At 65.4% G+C, this 16663-nt stretch carries 13 protein-coding genes; 6 read left to right on the top strand and 7 right to left on the bottom strand.

Annotated features, from left to right (window positions below):
* The 4 genes from VDP74_RS09235 to ettA all read right to left on the bottom strand — a co-directional run.
* Nucleotides 1-1363: acyl-CoA dehydrogenase family protein (locus VDP74_RS09235; RefSeq protein WP_322999337.1), on the bottom strand; the 1363-nt coding region annotated here is incomplete at its 3' end.
* Between the two features lie 232 nt (nt 1364-1595).
* Nucleotides 1596-1823, bottom strand: coding sequence for a glycine zipper 2TM domain-containing protein (locus VDP74_RS09230; protein WP_298013986.1), 228 nt, complete (start codon nt 1821-1823; stop codon nt 1596-1598).
* A gap of 116 nt (nt 1824-1939) precedes the next feature.
* Nucleotides 1940-2497: an isochorismatase family protein gene (locus VDP74_RS09225; RefSeq protein ID WP_322999336.1), complete on the bottom strand. Its 558-nt coding sequence runs from the start codon at nt 2495-2497 to the stop codon at nt 1940-1942.
* Nucleotides 2498-2554: 57 nt separating this feature from the next.
* The gene (gene ettA, locus VDP74_RS09220) at nt 2555-4228 is read right to left on the bottom strand and encodes an energy-dependent translational throttle protein EttA (RefSeq protein ID WP_322999335.1); all 1674 of its coding nucleotides are present in this window, start codon (nt 4226-4228) and stop codon (nt 2555-2557) included.
* Nucleotides 4229-4339: 111 nt separating this feature from the next.
* On the opposite strand from ettA, the gene VDP74_RS09215 reads away from it, so the two are divergent.
* Nucleotides 4340-4816 carry a hypothetical protein gene (locus VDP74_RS09215; RefSeq protein ID WP_322999334.1) on the top strand — a complete coding sequence of 159 codons (477 nt, stop codon included), beginning with the start codon at nt 4340-4342 and terminating at the stop codon, nt 4814-4816.
* A gap of 30 nt (nt 4817-4846) precedes the next feature.
* Here VDP74_RS09215 and VDP74_RS09210 read toward each other — a convergent pair whose 3' ends face one another.
* Complete coding sequence (locus tag VDP74_RS09210) at nt 4847-5812, bottom strand: glycosyltransferase family 2 protein (protein ID WP_322999333.1); 966 nt, start codon at nt 5810-5812, stop codon at nt 4847-4849.
* 123 nt (nt 5813-5935) lie between these two features.
* On the bottom strand, nt 5936-6064 hold the full coding sequence (locus VDP74_RS09205) for a hypothetical protein (protein ID WP_003803595.1): 129 nt from the start codon (nt 6062-6064) through the stop codon (nt 5936-5938).
* A gap of 224 nt (nt 6065-6288) precedes the next feature.
* On the opposite strand from VDP74_RS09205, the gene uvrA reads away from it, so the two are divergent.
* The 4 genes from uvrA (at nt 6289) to VDP74_RS09185 (ending at nt 14782) form a co-directional block, all read left to right on the top strand.
* Complete coding sequence (gene uvrA, locus VDP74_RS09200; protein ID WP_322999332.1) at nt 6289-12039, top strand: excinuclease ABC subunit UvrA; 5751 nt, start codon at nt 6289-6291, stop codon at nt 12037-12039.
* Nucleotides 12036-13256, top strand: coding sequence for an aminodeoxychorismate synthase component I (gene pabB / locus VDP74_RS09195; RefSeq protein WP_322999331.1), 1221 nt, complete (start codon nt 12036-12038; stop codon nt 13254-13256). The genes uvrA and pabB overlap by 4 nt, the downstream gene beginning before the upstream one ends.
* Nucleotides 13225-13956 (top strand): aminotransferase class IV, encoded by a 732-nt coding sequence (locus tag VDP74_RS09190; RefSeq protein WP_322999330.1) that lies wholly within the window; start codon nt 13225-13227, stop codon nt 13954-13956. Before pabB ends, VDP74_RS09190 begins: the two co-directional genes overlap by 32 nt.
* A gap of 166 nt (nt 13957-14122) precedes the next feature.
* Nucleotides 14123-14782 carry a C40 family peptidase gene (locus VDP74_RS09185; protein ID WP_416232960.1) on the top strand — a complete coding sequence of 220 codons (660 nt, stop codon included), beginning with the start codon at nt 14123-14125 and terminating at the stop codon, nt 14780-14782.
* A gap of 49 nt (nt 14783-14831) precedes the next feature.
* Here VDP74_RS09185 and VDP74_RS09180 read toward each other — a convergent pair whose 3' ends face one another.
* Nucleotides 14832-15179, bottom strand: a complete 348-nt coding sequence (locus tag VDP74_RS09180) for a DUF2325 domain-containing protein (protein ID WP_322999329.1) — start codon at nt 15177-15179, stop codon at nt 14832-14834.
* Between the two features lie 252 nt (nt 15180-15431).
* Between VDP74_RS09180 and VDP74_RS09175 the strand changes: the two genes are divergently transcribed.
* A complete protein-coding gene (locus VDP74_RS09175) occupies nt 15432-16649 on the top strand; it encodes an amino acid ABC transporter substrate-binding protein (RefSeq protein WP_322999328.1) in 1218 nt (405 codons plus the stop codon).
* Nucleotides 16650-16663 lie beyond the last annotated feature (14 nt).

The raw sequence follows: 16663 nt of genomic DNA, 5'->3' as shown, positions 1-16663 counted from the left end.
TGCGGCCCAGCAGGTCCAGCGCCTGCACGCCGGTGGTGCCCTCGTACAGCATGGAGATGCGGCTGTCGCGCACATTCTGTTCCATCCCGTGCTCGGAAATGTAGCCATGCCCGCCGAATACCTGCACGCCCAGGTTGGCCGCCTCGAAGCCGGTTTCCGTCATGAATGCCTTGGCGATGGGCGTCAGGAAGCTGAGCAGCTTTTCCGCCAGTTCACGCTGTTCGGCATCCTGGCTGTAGTGGGCGATATCGACCTGCTGCGCAGCGTAGTACAGCAAAGCCCGGTTGCCCTCGGCAAAGGCCTTGATGGTCAGCAGCATGCGACGCACGTCGGGGTGCACGATGATGGGGTCGGCCGGCTGGTCCGGGAACTTCGGGCCGCTGAGCGAGCGCATCTGCAGGCGTTCATGCGCATAACGGTTGGCACCCTGGAATGCGACCTCGGCATGTGCCAGTCCCTGGATGGCCGTGCCCAGGCGAGCCGTGTTCATGAAGGTGAACATGCAGTTCAGGCCCTTGTTGGCCGGCCCGATCAGGAAGCCCGTGGCACCGTCGAAATTCATGACGCAGGTGGCGTTGCCGTGAATGCCCATCTTGTGCTCGATGGATCCGCAGCTGACGGCATTGCGCGCACCCAGGCCACCCTGCCCGTCCGGCAGGAACTTCGGCACGATGAACAGGGAAATGCCCTTGGTGCCAGCAGGCGCGTCCGGCAGACGGGCCAGCACGATGTGGACGATGTTTTCCGCCATATCGTGTTCGCCGGCGGAAATGAAGATCTTGGTGCCGCTGATGCGATGGCTGCCGTCGGCCTGGGGTTCGGCCTTGGTGCGCAGCATGCCCAGGTCGGTGCCGCAATGCGGTTCGGTCAGGCACATGGTACCGGTCCATTTGCCGGACACCAGGGGTTCCAGGTAGGTCTTCTGCTGTTCCTGCGTGCCATGCGCCTGCAGGGTATTCATGGCGCCATGCGACAGGCCGGGATACATGCCCCAGGCCCAGTTGGCCTCGCCCATCAGTTCACTGATGGCCATGCCCAGCGACTCAGGCAACCCCTGGCCGCCATGGGCCGGGTCGTGCGACAGGGCCGGCCAGCCGCCTTCCACGTACTGGGCGTAGGCTTCCTTGAAACCTTTGGGGGTCGTGACGCCTTCCGGCGACCAGGTGCAGCCCTCGCGGTCGCCGACCTGATTCAGCGGCGCCAGCACTTCCTGGCAGAATTTCGCGCCTTCTTCCAGAATGGCATCGACCGTGTCCGGCGTGGCGTCCCCACAGCCCGGCAGGGACTGGTAGTGATCGGGATAATTCAGAACCTCGTCGCGCACGAAACGGATCTCGCGCAAGGGGGCTTTATAGTCGGGCATCTCCAGGTCTCCGGGTGGTTGGCTCTCCGGCCGGCGCAATGCCGGGGCCGGAAGGCCGAGTCTCATTTAAATTCAAACGATCGTTTGAATTTAAGCCGGGATTGCCTGGAAAGTCAAGGCCCGATCCCTGGGGCCAAAAAAAGAAGGGCTCCGGCAGCGACGCTGCCAGAGCCCTGTCGGCCGGAGCCGGGTACGGCCCCGCTCCGCCGGATTCAGCTGCAGATGTGCCCGATCAGCGGTTCTTCCCGACCTGATCACCGATCACGCCGCCGATGGCTGCGCCGCCGACCGTCCCCAGGATACCGCCGCCCGTGATCACAGCCCCCGCCACACCGCCGAGACCAGCGCCGGTCACGGCGGATTTCTGACGATGGCTCATGTTGTCCCAGGAGGAGCAGCCTGCCATGGCGGTCGCCAACACCAGCACTGCGCTGAATTTCCCAAGGGTACGAATGGTCATAGGAGGTTCTCCTTCTTTGAATTCCTTGATTTCTTTATAACCCGGCCCCCGGGTGGAAACTGTGAGCCGAGGCTACAGTTGTTTCAATCCAGGCCGCAAGGCAGCCCGGGGAGCCGTCATTTCACCAGGGCCAGCACGTCGCGAAAGGCCGGATGCGCCGGGGTTTCAAGCCATTCATACAGCGCCATCTCGGATGTGACGATTTCCAGACCATACCGGCGCCAGCGTTCGCAGGCCGCCAGCCGATCGGATTCGCGCCGGGAGCCGATGCCATCGGCGACCAGCACCGGCTCGTAGCCGGCCTGCGCCAGGCCCAGGCCAGTTTGTAACACGCAGATGTGGGCTTCCGTGCCTGCCAACAACACTCGGGTGCGCCCCACCGGCCACCGCGACAGAAAAGCGGCTTCGCGGCAGGCGTTGAAATGCGTCTTGGCAACGGTCCGATCGATATGGGGAAGCAGATCGGCATGAGTCGGACCGATCTTCTGGGACCAGTGTTCCGTAGCCCAGACGGGAACGGACAACAGGCGGGCTGCCTGGGCCAGGCGGGCCACCCGCCCCCTCAGGGCATCGGTCTCCCGGATCGCCGGCAGCAGTTTCTCCTGCATGTCGATGATCAGCAGCAGGCTGGCGCCGGCTGCCAGCAGGGCCTGATTCACATCGTGGGTGCTCATGACGCGCTCCTGTGATCCTGACTGCCGGCTGCCAGGACGGGCAGCCAGCCAATCGAATTATTTCAAGGCCTTGTAGCGGATCCGGTGCGGCCGGGCGGCTTCCTCGCCCAGGCGCTGGCGCTTGTCGGCTTCGTATTCCTGGTAGTTGCCATCGAAGAACACCACCTGGGAATCGCCTTCGAAGGCCAGGATGTGCGTGGCGATCCGGTCCAGGAACCAGCGGTCGTGGCTGATGACCAGCACGCTGCCCGCGAATTCCAGCAGCGCGTCTTCCAGGGCGCGCAGGGTTTCGACGTCCAGGTCGTTGGACGGCTCGTCCAGCAGCAGCACGTTGCCGCCCGCGATCAGGGTCTTGGCCAGGTGCAGGCGGCCGCGTTCGCCGCCCGAAAGTTTGCCGACCTGCTTGCCCTGGTCCGCACCCTTGAAGTTGAAGCGGCCCAGGTAGGCGCGGGAAGGCATCTCGAAACGCCCCACCGTCAGCAGGTCGGCGCCATCGGAAATGGCATCGAACACGGTCTTGTCGTCGGGCAGGGAATCGCGCGACTGATCCACGTAGGCCAGCTTGACCGTCTGGCCCAGCACGACCTCGCCGGAATCGGGGGTCTCCTGACCGGCGATCATGCGAAACAGCGTGGATTTCCCGGCGCCGTTGGGGCCGATGATGCCGACGATGGCCCCGGCGGGAATCTTGAAGCTGAGATCGTCGATCAGCACCCGATCGCCAAAGGATTTGGAGACGTTGTGGAATTCGATGACCTCGTTGCCCAGGCGTTCGGCGACCGGGATGAAGATTTCCTGGGTCTCGTTGCGCTTCTGGTATTCGTGCGAAGACAGTTCCTCGAAGCGGGCCAGGCGGGCCTTGGCCTTGGCCTGGCGGCCCTTGGGATTCTGCCGCACCCATTCCAGTTCTTTCTTGATCGTGCGCTGGCGGGCGGATTCGGCGGCTTCCTCGTGCTTCAGGCGGTCTTCCTTCTGTTCCAGCCAGGAACTGTAGTTGCCCTTCCAGGGGATGCCGTGCCCGCGATCCAGTTCCAGGATCCATTCGGCGGCATTGTCCAGGAAGTAGCGGTCGTGGGTCACGGCCACGACCGTGCCGGGAAACTGGCGCAGGAAGACTTCCAGCCATTCCACCGATTCGGCGTCCAGGTGGTTGGTGGGTTCGTCCAGCAGCAGCATGTCGGGCTTGGACAGCAGCAGGCGGCACAGGGCGACCCGGCGTTTTTCACCGCCCGACAGCTTGCCGACGATGGCATCCCAGGGCGGCAGCCGCAGGGCGTCCGCCGCGATTTCCATCTGGGTTTCAATGTCGTCGCTGCCGCTGGTGGCGGCCGCCGCGATGACGGCTTCCAGTTCGGCCTGCTCGGCGGCCAGCGCGTCGAAATCGGCATCTGGTTCAGCGTATGCGGCATAGACTTCATCCAGCCGTTTGCGGGCCTCGAACACCTGGCCCAGGCCGGCTTCGACGGACTGGCGCACGGTGTGTTCGGGGTCCAGTTGCGGTTCCTGGGGCAGGTAGCCGATGTTTAGGCCCGCCATGGGGATGGCTTCGCCCTCGATGTCCTTGTCTACCCCGGCCATGATCTTCAGCAGGGTGGATTTGCCGGACCCGTTCAGGCCCAGCACGCCGATCTTGGCGCCGGGAAAGAAGGACAGGGAAATGTCGCGCAGGATCTGGCGTTTGGGGGGCACGATCTTGCCCACCCGGTTCATGGAATACACGTACTGTGCCATGGCGTCACCGTCAAAGCTCGGGCCGAGGAATTCGGCCGCACAAAGGGTCGATTGTAGGCCGGGGAACGTACAATGGGCGAAGAGCGACTTTCTGAATTCCCGGACACCACCATGCTGACCTTCACCGCTGCCGAGGCCGATCTGCTGGGCCGCACGGCCGATGCCCTGTGCGCCTACATGGGCAAGCCCGTCATTGCCGAAATCGTCACAGAGCCCGAAGAAGGCTTCGAATGGGCACTGTTCGCCCTGCCCCTGAGCCCGGGCGAAGAAACCGACGGCCGCCAGCACGTCCAGGCCGGCGGCCCCGGCGCCCGCTTCCTGGGCAACGGCGGGGGGCTGGATCTCAGCGACGGCCAGCCCATCGACTGCGAATTCCTGTGGGCCATCCAGCTGTCCGAACTCGAAGGCTGCCGCTACATCAAGGTCGACGGCCAAGGCGAGGAAGCCGGCTGGTCGGACACCCTGTCCGAACTGCTGCCCTTCGAACTGACGGAAACCGAACTGCCCGACGACGAGGACGATACCGCCGACATCGATGAACCCGATGACGACGACGATATTCCCGACGCAGGGCGCACCCTGCACTGATGCGCCCACAGACGCCCTGACGCCCGCAGGTCAGGCGGCGACGGAATGCTTGCTGCGGGCGGCGGCTTCGCGCACGCGATCCCGCACGTACAGGACCGCGCCCGCCGGCCACATCGCCACCACCAGTAGCCGGGACAGCGGATGGGTCAGGCGCCGCCCCTGAGGCCGGGCCACCCGGCGGGCGCGCAAATGCAGGGCAAACCGTGTATACCGCACGGCCGCCGCCAAAAACGACGACGGCTGGTAGCGCAGCCACGGCAGACAGCATTCCACCGTGTCATAGGACAGCAGCCACAACCCCAGTGCATGCCGGCTGCTGTCGGCAGCCGGCTGCCGACGGGACAGGCCGTCATTGCTGTCGTGATAGACCCGGAACACCTGATTGACGAAACGCGTCAGGTAGCCGGCGCGGGCGATGGACCGCCACACCAGGCTTTCGGGCACAAAGCCCGGGATGTCTTCCGGAAAAGGAAACTGCCGCAGCACATCCGTGCGCAGACAGCCGAATTTTTCACCGCGCACGTGGTAGCGGAATGTCATGTCCAGCGAAGTGACGTCCATGACGTCATCGGGATACATGTCCCCCACGACCTGGCCGTCGGGCCGGGCGCACAGGCCTGTGATCGCCACATAGCGGCCGCGCAGGGCCGGCGGCACCTGGTCCCAGACCTGGGCCATCTGATACAGCGCATTGGGATCGAGTTCGTCATCGCTGTCGATGGCGACCAGCCATTCACCCCGAGCCTGGCGCACGCCATTGTTGAAGGCTGTTTTCTTGTGTTGATTGGATTGCCAGATGTAACGGATCGGAAAGCTGGCTTCTTCTTGCCACCCCTGCACCAGCGTGCGGGTATGGTCGGTCGACCCGTCGTCCACCACCACCCATTCAAAGTCCTGGAATGACTGTTCCTGCAAAGACCGGTAGACACGTTCCAGTGTGTGCGCCCGATTGAATGTGGGGGTGACGACAGAAAACAAATGACGCCAGCAAGCCATGCCGGTGAACTCCTCCTGTCCTCAGGGCTTCATGATAGCGGCAAAAAAAAACCACGGACGACGGTGTCCGTGGTTTCCCCGATGCCGAATTGTATGCAAACAATACGGCAGGTCTGGCGCGGATCAGACGCGCTTGACCTTTTCCAGCATCTTGAAGACGCCTTTGGGGGCGCGCACGAATAGACGCTTGAACGCTTTGCCAAGGCAACGGCGCTCGAGCGTGTTGCGCCGCGTGCGTTTGATTTCTGCCATGAGAATCTCCTGGGTATGGGGGCGGGCTTGAATGCAAAACACGCTATTTTAGCAAAGTTCCCTTCTTCTGGCCCTGCAGCGGGCCCTGGCGTCCGGGCGGGTCTGGTAACACATGCATCCGATCTGTTGCCGGAAGCGACAGCGCGCCGCACTGTCCGCAATACCCCTCGGGCCGTGCCGGGCTGCTGCCACCATCCGGCACACGCGCGGATTATGATGGCGCCATGAACGCACCCATCCGCATTTTCGGCGCCCGCCAGAACAACCTGAAGAACCTGGACGTCACCGTCCGCACCGGCGAACTGCTGGTGGTGACCGGCGTCTCCGGCTCGGGCAAATCCTCGTTGGCCTTCGACACCCTGTACGCGGAAGGCCAGCGCCGCTATGTGGAAACCTTTTCGCCCTACGCCCGCCAGTTCCTGGACCGCATGGACAAGCCCCAGGTGGACCGCATCGAGGGCATCCTCCCGGCCATCGCCATCGACCAAGTGAACCCGGTGCGCAATTCGCGCAGCACCGTGGGCACCATGACGGAACTGAACGATCACCTGAAGCTGCTGTACGCGCGCGCAGGCCACCTGCACTGCGCTGGCTGCGCCCGCCCCGTCATGCGCGACAACCCCACCAGCATCCGGCAGCAACTGGATGCCTTGTGCGCCGCCTCCGACCCGCGCCTGGTCGTCACCTTTCCCGTCACGGTGCCGGGCAACTTCACCGAAGACGAGGTGCGCGGCTTCCTGGAGCAGCAGGGCTACACGCGCGTGCACGAACCGGCGGCAGGCGCTGCTGCCGACAGCCAGGCGCAGGTTCCAGTCGCCGCCGCAGCCGCCGCGAAGACGGCTAAGGCCAAGAGCAAGACGACAGCCCCTTCCCGTCGCCTGCACGTCATCCAGGATCGTTTCCGCCTGGGCAATGCCGAGGCCGCCCGGGTCGACGAGGCTCTGGAAACCGCCCTGCGCCAGGGCAATGGCCGGATGACCGTCCACGCCCTGTTCGACGACCACGAAGAAGCCTGGCGCTTCAGCGCCGGGCTGCACTGCGCCCAGTGCGACATCGAATACAGCACCCCGCTGCCCAGCACCTTCTCGTTCAATTCGCCCCTGGGCGCCTGCGAGGCCTGCAAGGGCTTTGGCCGGGTCATGGGCATCGACTACGGCCTGGTCGTCCCCGACGAGACACGCACCCTGCGCGACGGCGCGGTCAAGCCCTGGCAGACCGCCAGCTACAAGGAATGCCAGCAGGAGATGGAACACTACGCCGGCAAGATCGGCATCCGCCTCGACACGCCCTGGCGCGACCTGACGGCGGCGGAAAAATCCTGGGTGATCCACGGCACTCCCGACTGGAAGGGCGGGCCCTCGGCCTGGAAACACCAGTGGTACGGGATCCAGCGCTTCTTCGACTGGCTGGAAACCAAGGCCTACCGGATGCACGTGCGCGTACTGCTGTCCAAATACCGCAGCTACACGCCCTGCCCCGTTTGCCTGGGCGCCCGCCTGAAGGCCGACGCAACCCTGTGGCGCCTGGGCCGGGACACAGGCGCCATCGCCGGCTACCCGCGCTTCAAGCCCGCGCACGCCCGCTGGACGGATGCGCAGCTGGCCGGTCTGCCCGGCCTGGGCCTGCACGACCTGATGCGCCTGCCCATCGAACGCGTGCGCGACTGGTTCGAAAGCATCGAACTGGGACAGGCGCTGGACGGAGCGCTGACCGAACTGCTGGACGAAGTCCGCACCCGGCTGCGCTTTCTGTGCGACGTGGGCCTGGGCTACCTGTCGCTGGACCGGCAGAGCCGCACCCTGTCGGGCGGCGAAGTCCAGCGCATCAACCTGACCACGGCTCTGGGCACCTCCCTGGTCAATACACTGTTCGTGCTGGACGAACCGTCCATCGGACTGCATCCCCGTGACATCCACCGCATCGTGCAGGTCATGCAGCGGCTGCGCAACCACGGCAACACTCTGGTCGTGGTGGAACACGACCCGCAGGTCATGGTGGCGGCAGACCGCATTCTGGACATCGGCCCCGGCCCCGGCGAACGTGGCGGCCACATCGTCTTCGACGGCACCCCGGCGCAGTTGGCGGCGGCCGACACGCTGACCGGCCGCTATTTCGGCGGCCGCGAGCGCATCGAAGCCCCGCGCCCCATGCCTGTAGCGGAAAAAACCCCGCGCCTGCTGCTGCAGGGGGTGCGGGCCAACAATCTGAAGAACATCGATTTTTCCCTGCCCCTGGGGCGGCTGGTATGTCTGACCGGGGTATCGGGGTCCGGCAAGTCCACGCTGGTGCAGGACGTGCTGTACCCGGCCCTGCTGAAACGCATGGGCCGACCGACCGAGGCCCCCGGCGAACACGACGCCCTGCTGGGCGCCGAGCAGATCGCCGACGTCGTCCTGGTGGACCAGACCCCGATCGGCAAGACGGCGCGCTCCAATCCGGCCAGCTACGTCGGCGCCTTCGACGCCATCCGCAAGCTGTTTGCGGCAGCCCCCCTGTCTCAGGAACGCGGCTACACCGCCGGCACCTTCAGCTTCAATACCGGCGACGGACGCTGCCCGGGCTGCGGCGGCACCGGCTTCGAACACGTGGAAATGCAGTTCCTGTCGGACGTCTACCTGCGCTGCCCCGACTGCAATGGCCACCGCTTCCGCCCCCAGATCCTGGAAGTGCGCATCGAGCACCTGGGCCGCACCGCATCCATCAACGAAGTCCTGGACATGACGATCAGCGAGGCCCTGGAATTCTTCAAGGGCCTGCGCGACGTGCAGTGGGGACTGGCGCCACTGGCCGACGTCGGCCTGGAATACGTGCGCCTGGGCCAGCCGGTGCCCACGCTGTCCGGGGGCGAAGCCCAGCGCCTGAAACTGGCCGGGCACCTGGCCCAGGCAGCCAAATCCCGCGCGCCACAGGGCATGCTCAAGGGTAGCCTGCTGCTGTTCGACGAACCAACGACCGGCCTGCACTTCGATGACATCGCCCGGCTGATGCGGGCCTTTCGCAAGCTGCTGGCCGCCGGGCATTCGCTGCTGATCATCGAGCACAATCTGGACGTGATCCGCGCAGCGGACTGGATCATCGACCTGGGGCCGGAAGGCGGCGACCAGGGTGGGCGCATCATGGCGCAGGGTTCGCCCGAACAACTGATGCAACACGCCGGATCCCATACCGGCCAGGCCCTGGATGAGTACGAACACAGGGCAGTCCTTGCGGACTGCCCTGTGCCTGACGAATCCGAGCGGCATGCAGGCCGCGAGGTGGTACAGAACTGTGGCAGCCCGGCGCTGATGCTGCGGGAACCCGCGCCCCGGCCACCGCTTGCCTCCGCCAGCGCCGACATTCACATCGTCAACGCCCGCGAGCACAACCTGAAGGGCATCGAAGTCCACATTCCGCGCAATGCCTTCACCGTCATCACAGGAGTGTCAGGGTCGGGAAAATCCACGCTGGCCTTCGACATCCTGTTCAACGAAGGACAACGCCGCTATCTGGAATCCCTGAACGCCTATGCCCGCGCCATCGTGCAGCCGGCCGGCAAGCCCGACGTGGACGCCATCTACGGCATACCGCCGACCGTGGCCATCGAGCAGCGCACCAGCCGGGGAGGGCGCAAGTCCACCGTGGCGACCATGACGGAAATCCACCACTTCCTGCGTCTGTTGTACGTCCGCCTGGGCACGCAGATGTGCCCGGATTGCCACGTGCCGGTCGCGCCCCAGACACCGGAACAGATCGTCGCCCAGCTGCTGCGTGATCATGCGGGCGACCATATCGGGCTGCTGGCCCCGCTGGTCGTGGCCCGCAAAGGCTATTACACAGACCTGGCCAAATGGGCAGCCTCGCACGGCCACACCCATCTGCGCGTGGACGGCGCCTTCATCCCGGTCGCCCCCTGGCCGCGCCTGGATCGCTACCAGGAACACACGATCGAACTGCCGGTACGCGACCTGATCGTGGACGTCCGCGACGAGGCCGGGCTGCGAGACGCCGTGCGCGCGGCGCTGGCGCTGGGCCATGGCAGCTTCCGTGTCCTGACCGGACTGACGACGGCAGGTCCCGCCACGATCGAGGGCCGCCGAGGGGCAGGCCTGGCCCCCGACCCGCTGTTGCTGACCTTTTCCATCAAGCGGGCCTGCCCAAGCTGTGGCACCAGCTTCCCCGAACCCGATCCACGCCTGTTCTCCTACAACTCGCGCCACGGCTGGTGCCCAGGATGCTTCGGCACGGGGTTGTCCCTGGCAGGCTTCACGGAAGAACAGACCGGCGAGGAATCCAACTGGCTGGAAGGCAACCCGGAGGACGCCCTGTCGGTCTGCCCCCAATGCCACGGCCAGCGGCTCAACCGCGTAGCCCTGGCCTTCCGCTGGCATGAGCGTTCCATCGCCGAGCTGGCTGCCCTGCCCGTCAGCGACGCCCAGCGTTTCTTCCTGGGCCTGGGCACACAGGGACGCGAGGCCGAGATCGCCCGCGACGTCCTGACGGAAATTCGTGGCCGCCTGGACTTCATGATGGACGTGGGGCTGGGCTACCTGGCCCTGGACCGTGCCGCCCCCACGTTGTCGGGCGGCGAAGCCCAGCGCATACGCCTGGCCGCGCAGCTGGGTTCGAACCTGCAGGGTGTGTGCTACGTGCTGGACGAGCCCACCATCGGTCTGCACCCGCGTGACAACCGCATCCTGCTGGACGCCCTGAGCCGCCTGGAAGGCAACGGCAATACCCTGGTGGTCGTCGAACACGATGAAGACACCATCCGCCGCGCCGAACACGTGATCGACATCGGCCCGGGGGCCGGGACGCGCGGCGGCATGGTGGTCGCCCAGGGCACAGTGGCCGACATCGCACGCCATCCGGCGTCGCTGACCGGTCGCTACCTGCGCGAACCACTGCGCCATCCCATGAACGGCCGTCGAGCCGTGGACGCGCAGACACCGGCCATCGAGGTCGTCGACGCCAACCTGCACAATCTGCGCCAGGCCCGGGCCCGCATCCCCTTGGGACGCCTGACCGTCGTGACCGGGGTTTCGGGGTCGGGAAAGTCCACCCTGGCCCGCGAAGTGCTGCTGGACAACCTCAGCCGCCGGATCAACAGCCGCCTGTCCGTTCCCTGGCAGGGCTGCCGCGACATTCGCGGCTGGGAGGCCGTGGACCGGGTGCTGGAAGTCGACCAGACGCCCATCGGCAAGACCCCCCGGTCCTGCCCGGCCACCTACGTCGGTTTCTGGGACGACATCCGCAAGCTCTACGCCAGCACGCGCGAATCGCGCCTGCGCGGCTGGACGGGATCGCGCTTTTCCTTCAATACCGGCGATGGCCGCTGCCCGGAATGCGAAGGCCAGGGCATGCGCACCATCGAAATGAGCTTCCTGCCGGACGTCAAGGTGCCTTGCGAAGCCTGCCACGGAGCGCGCTTCAACCAGGAAACCCTGGGCGTGGCCTGGAACGGGCGCAGCGCCGGCGACGTGCTGCGCATGGAAGTCGATGACGCCATCGGCCATTTCGCCGCGCACCGCAAGATCGCCCGCGCCCTGCAGCTGATGCAGGACGTCGGCCTGGGCTATCTGACCCTGGGCCAGCCCTCCCCCACCCTGTCGGGCGGCGAGGCCCAGCGCATCAAGCTGGTCACGGAACTGACCAAGGCTCATCTGGACGAAGGCGTGCTGCGTACCGGGCGGGCATCCCGCGCGCCCCACACCCTGTACGTGCTGGACGAGCCCACGGTCGGGCTGTCGACCGCCGATGTGGAAAAGCTGATCGGCGTGCTGCATCGGCTGGTCAATGCAGGCCACACGGTCGTGGTCATCGAACACAACCTGGATGTCATGGCCGAAGCCGACTGGATCATCGACCTGGGGCCGGAAGGCGGCGACCAGGGCGGCCAAGTCGTGGCCCAGGGCAGCCCGGAACAGCTGTGCGCGACTCCGACCCATACGGGTCGCATCCTGGCGGAATTTCTGCAGCGCGCTCCGGCCACGGCATGAATCCACCATCCGGCTGTCTGTTCGAAAACCGCCTGAGCGGCTGGTCGCTGCAGCTGGATGACCCAGCGGGCAGGATCGCAGTCCACCGGCGATCCGACCTGCCCGCCGCCTGGGCCGCCATCGAGTCCGCCCGGCGGGCGGGCTGCTGGGTTGCCCTGCTGCTGGATTACGAGCTGGGGACATGGCTGGATGACGGCCTCGGCCTGTCCGATCCGTACAGCCAGGATGCGGATGCCCTGCCCCGGCTGACCGCCCTGGTGTACGCGCAGGCACGGGAACAAGGCCAGTGGGCCCCTAACGTGGGGCCCGACAGCCCTGCGTCCCCGCCCGCGCGAGACGCATCGGCCCTGCTGTCCGGCGCACTGGATCTGAGGCTGCGCTGCGGCCGGACCCGGACGGAACATGCGCGGGCCATCAGCGCCATTCGCCAGGGGATCGCGCGCGGCGACTACTACCAGGTGAACTACACCATGCCGCTGACGCCGGACTGGCCGACCGGGCTGTCGCCCGTGCAGGTCTACCAGGACCTCACGGCCCGGCACCCCGTGTCACACGCGGCCTGCCTGCAGGACGGGGAACGCTGGGTGCTGTCGCTCTCGCCCGAACTGTTCGTCGCCCGCCAGGGCAGCCTTCTGACGACCCGCCCGATGAAGGGCACGGCCCCCCGTCACGCTGATCCGATACGAGATCGACACGCGGCCGACACCCTGCTGCGCAGTGAAAAGAACCGTGCCGAGAACCTGATGATCGTCGACCTGCTGCGCAACGACCTCGGGCGCATCGCCACGCCAGGCACCGTCCGCGTGCCGGCGCTCTTCAGCCTGGAAGGCTACCCGTCCGTCTGGACCCTGACGTCCACCGTACAGGCAGAAGCGCCGGACGTGCCCATATCCCGGGTGCTGCAGGCCCTGTTTCCCTGTGGATCAGTGACGGGCGCGCCCAAGATCGCCGCCATGCGGGCCATCCGGACGCTGGAAAACCGGCGCAGGGGCATCTACTGCGGCAGCGTGGGATGGCTGGCGCCCAACGGCGATTTTTCCCTGAACGTCGCCATCCGGACCATCGAGGTGCGCGACGGCCAGGCGCTGTTCGGCGTCGGCGGTGGTATCGTTGCCGATTCCCGGGCCGATGAGGAATGGCGGGAATGCCGATGGAAAGCCAGGATCCTGGACCGCTGGAATCCCTATGACGACGACACCCGCCCCCGCCCTGATTGAAACCATGCGCCTGGAGCAGGGCCGGATTGCCCTGTGGCCCGGCCACCGGGCGCGGCTGCTGGCCTCGGCCGCCGCGCTGGGCTACCCCCTGGACCCTGCCGCGCTTGACGCCCGGGTGTCGGCCAGCCTGCACGCCGCAGCTTCGACACCCGGATCGGCCGGCCTCCCTGGAGCCGTATGGCGCCTGCGCCTGCTGCTGACGTCAGACGGACTGCTCTCACTGGAAGCGGCGCTGTTGCCGGATACCCCCGCCCCGGTCCGGCTGGCAATTGCGTCGGACGTCCTGGACGACGTGACTGCAGACACCGCTGCCGGACACCGTGACCTGCCGCCAACCGATGCCCGCTTCCCAGACGACTTCTGGCGACGACACAAGACCACCCGCCGCCCCTGGTTCGCCGCCGCCCAGGATTGGCTGCGGGCCCACCCGGATCATTTCGATCTGGTGTTCGACGATGCCACGGACGGATTGCGCGAAGGCAGCCGCTGCAACCTCTACCTCCGCGATCCGCAAGGCCGCTGGCTGACCCCGACTGCAACCGGCAGCCTGCTGCCCGGTGTCCAGCGCCAATGGCTGCTGGATCAGGGCCTGGCTCACGAAGCGGCCCTGAGCCTGGCCGATCTGCGCGCCGCGCCCGCCCTGAGAATCTCCAACGCCCTGCGAGGCTGGCTGGATGCGCAGCTGGATCCGGCAGACTGAACCGGGCACTGGGCAGAAACACAGACTGGTCACATGCACAGCTTTACCTCATCCACATGATCATTTAGAATCGGACGGTTGCCCTGCAGGGTGGGCAATTTTTTTCAACCTCCAGGCGTTCACTGGCCTTCCCAGGCCGCACGCCGAAGACAGAACTCAAGAACCCATGCCGCCGCCACATTCCGCTCAAGTCCATGTCATTCAGCCCACGCCATTTGTGGCGCGCCTCTTCAAGCTGATGCTGTGCGCCGGCGCAGTGGCCCTGGCCGGGTGCGCCACCCAGCCCCGCCAGACGGCAGATGCAAACTCCAATCACCTGCTGCGCGACAGCTACCTGCTCAGCACCCAGTCCGACCCCCTGGGCGCCTGGCTGGACAAAAAAGACCAGCTCGCTGTCGATTATCCCCAGTCCGATGTCCCCTCCAGCCAGCTCCCCAAGACCATGGCGGCCACTGCCCTGAAATTCCTGGGGGTCAAATACCGCTACGGCGGGGATGCGCCCGGCGAAGGCTTCGATTGCAGCGGTCTGGTGGCCTATGCGGCAGAAAAATCCCTGGGATTGAAACTGCCGCGCACCGCCAGCAGCCAGGCCCAGGAAGGCATCTCGATCGACCGTGACGAACTGCGCCGTGGCGACCTGGTGTTCTTCAATACGCGGGGCCGACGTTTCTCACACGTCGGCATCTACCTGGGCAACCACCAGTTCGTGCATGCGCCGCGCACCGGCGCCGCCATCCGCGTCGAAAGCATGGACATCGCCTACTGGCGAAAGCGCTACAACGGCGCCCGCCGCCTGAAACCCCAGGCCGAAACCGCACAACGCTGACCCTCGCACCGCAGCCGCATGCCAGGCCCGGGACTGCAGTTTCGCAGGCTCAGTGCAGGCGCGCACCGGCATCCGCCCGCAAAGGGCAGGCCTTGCAATAGCCACACTGATCGAGCGCCCGCTGCATGCTGCATACCGACCGCCTGCAGGTCAACACGCGTACCCCAGCCCGCTGCGCAGCCGCCCGGAATGTCTTCATGACGTTGTGTCCCAGGAAATCCGTCAGCAGGATCACCAGGTCCGTGCCGGACGGCAAGGCCGGCGCTTTCTTCTGATGGGACGGGTCCCGGCCGCTGATGTGATGCCGAACGGCGATATTGTGATCGCGCAGCAGGTCCGGAATGTTGCCCAGCCGGTCTGCGCCGACGATCAATGCACTGACTTGAGACTGCGCCATGAAAGTGGCTCCTGGAATGGAACGGGAAGAAATCGGCTTCCTTAATTGAACATAAATAATAATCATTCTTATTCAAGAACGCAATTCTCACGTGACCTACTCCCCACCGCTGCCGTGGACACCCCGGAGGATTACCTCCTATTTGCGGACACGTTGCGGTGATTTTCAGTAGACCGTCAGAGAATATTCAGAGGTTTGTTACGTTACAAAGCGCAGAATGGAACGCAAAGCAACCCTTAGGAGACACGTTCCATGCATACCTTATTTCGGCATAGCCTGCCCTGCGCGGCCGTCGCGCTGGCCCTGGCGCTGGCCAGCGGAGCCAGTCAGGCGGCGGACAACCAGATTCTGCTGGGCGCATCCGTCCAGCTGACGGGGCCGGTGGCCAACACCGGCCGCTATTACAACGACGCCTACAAGCTGGCGGTCGACCAGATCAACCGCAAAGGTGGTGTCACGATCGGTGGGAAAAAATACACCCTGGCCCTGAAGATCTACGACAACCAGTCCGACGTCAACCTGAGCGTGCGCCAATACACGCAACTGGTGTCTCAGGACAAGGTCAACTTCCTGTTGGGACCGTTCGCCAGCAATTTCGCCCTGGCCGATTCGGCGGTCTCGGAAAAATACCAGATTCCCATGGTCCAGGGCGGCGGCGCCTCGGACCAGATCTTCTCGCGCGGCTTCAAGTACGTCTTCGGCACCCTGGCGCCGGCCAGCGACTATTTCGGCAGCACGATCAAGATGTTCAAGCAACTGAAGCCTGAACCCTCCAAGGTCGCCCTGCTGTACGCGGACGATTCCTTCGACGTGTCCGTGGCCAAGGGCACCCGGCCGCTGCTGAAGGACGCCGGCGCCGATACCGTGCTGGACGAGCGCTACAGTTCCAACGCCAGCGACTTCAACACCCTGCTGTCGCAGATCAAGTCCAAGCAGGCGGATGCCGTGCTGGTTGCTGGCCACGAAACGGAAATCCTGAACTTCATCCGCCAGGCGAAAAGCCTGGACGTCTCGCCGAAGTTCTATTCCTTCACCGTGGGCGTGCCCAGCGAGGACTTCCGCAAGGCTCTGGGCAATGACGCTGACTACGCCTTCGGCATGACGGCCTGGCTGCCCAGCGAGGCCCTGAAGGATGACTGGTTCGGCGACGCCGCCCAGTTCGCCAAGGCCTGGGGCGCGCAGTACCGCTACGAACCGGACTATCACGCGGCATCGGGCGTCTCCGACGTGGAAGCCATCGTCAAGGCCATCGAAAAAGCCGGCACGCTGGAGCCGAAGGCTGTCCGCAACGCGCTCGCCGCCAGTGACTTCAATAGCCTGTATGGCCACATCAAGTTCGCCGACAACGGCCAGATCCATCTGGACCAGACCGTGATTCAAGTGCAGAACGGCAAGCCGGTGGCCGTATTCGACGGGGACAAATTCATGACCCAGCCGAAATACCCGATGCCCGACTGGTCGAAGCGCTGATCCGCCCCGCCCCC

The sequence above is a fragment of the Castellaniella sp. genome, assembly GCF_034674885.1.
Classification (GTDB): domain Bacteria; phylum Pseudomonadota; class Gammaproteobacteria; order Burkholderiales; family Burkholderiaceae_B; genus Castellaniella.
This window is presented reverse-complemented; position numbering and strand designations above follow the sequence as displayed.

Excerpts from the sequence above, each read along its gene's own strand:
- VDP74_RS09230 (WP_298013986.1), bottom strand. The coding sequence starts at position 1,823 with ATGACCATTCGTACCCTTGGGAAATTCAGCGCAGTGCTGGTGTTGGCG.
- VDP74_RS09225 (WP_322999336.1), bottom strand. The coding sequence starts at position 2,497 with ATGAGCACCCACGATGTGAATCAGGCCCTGCTGGCAGCCGGCGCCAGC.
- ettA (WP_322999335.1), bottom strand. The coding sequence starts at position 4,228 with ATGGCACAGTACGTGTATTCCATGAACCGGGTGGGCAAGATCGTGCCC.
- VDP74_RS09215 (WP_322999334.1), top strand. The coding sequence starts at position 4,340 with ATGCTGACCTTCACCGCTGCCGAGGCCGATCTGCTGGGCCGCACGGCC.
- VDP74_RS09210 (WP_322999333.1), bottom strand. The coding sequence starts at position 5,812 with ATGGCTTGCTGGCGTCATTTGTTTTCTGTCGTCACCCCCACATTCAAT.
- VDP74_RS09205 (WP_003803595.1), bottom strand. The coding sequence starts at position 6,064 with ATGGCAGAAATCAAACGCACGCGGCGCAACACGCTCGAGCGCCGTTGC.
- uvrA (WP_322999332.1), top strand. The coding sequence starts at position 6,289 with ATGAACGCACCCATCCGCATTTTCGGCGCCCGCCAGAACAACCTGAAG.
- pabB (WP_322999331.1), top strand. The coding sequence starts at position 12,036 with ATGAATCCACCATCCGGCTGTCTGTTCGAAAACCGCCTGAGCGGCTGG.
- VDP74_RS09190 (WP_322999330.1), top strand. The coding sequence starts at position 13,225 with ATGACGACGACACCCGCCCCCGCCCTGATTGAAACCATGCGCCTGGAG.
- VDP74_RS09185 (WP_416232960.1), top strand. The coding sequence starts at position 14,123 with ATGCCGCCGCCACATTCCGCTCAAGTCCATGTCATTCAGCCCACGCCA.
- VDP74_RS09180 (WP_322999329.1), bottom strand. The coding sequence starts at position 15,179 with ATGGCGCAGTCTCAAGTCAGTGCATTGATCGTCGGCGCAGACCGGCTG.
- VDP74_RS09175 (WP_322999328.1), top strand. The coding sequence starts at position 15,432 with ATGCATACCTTATTTCGGCATAGCCTGCCCTGCGCGGCCGTCGCGCTG.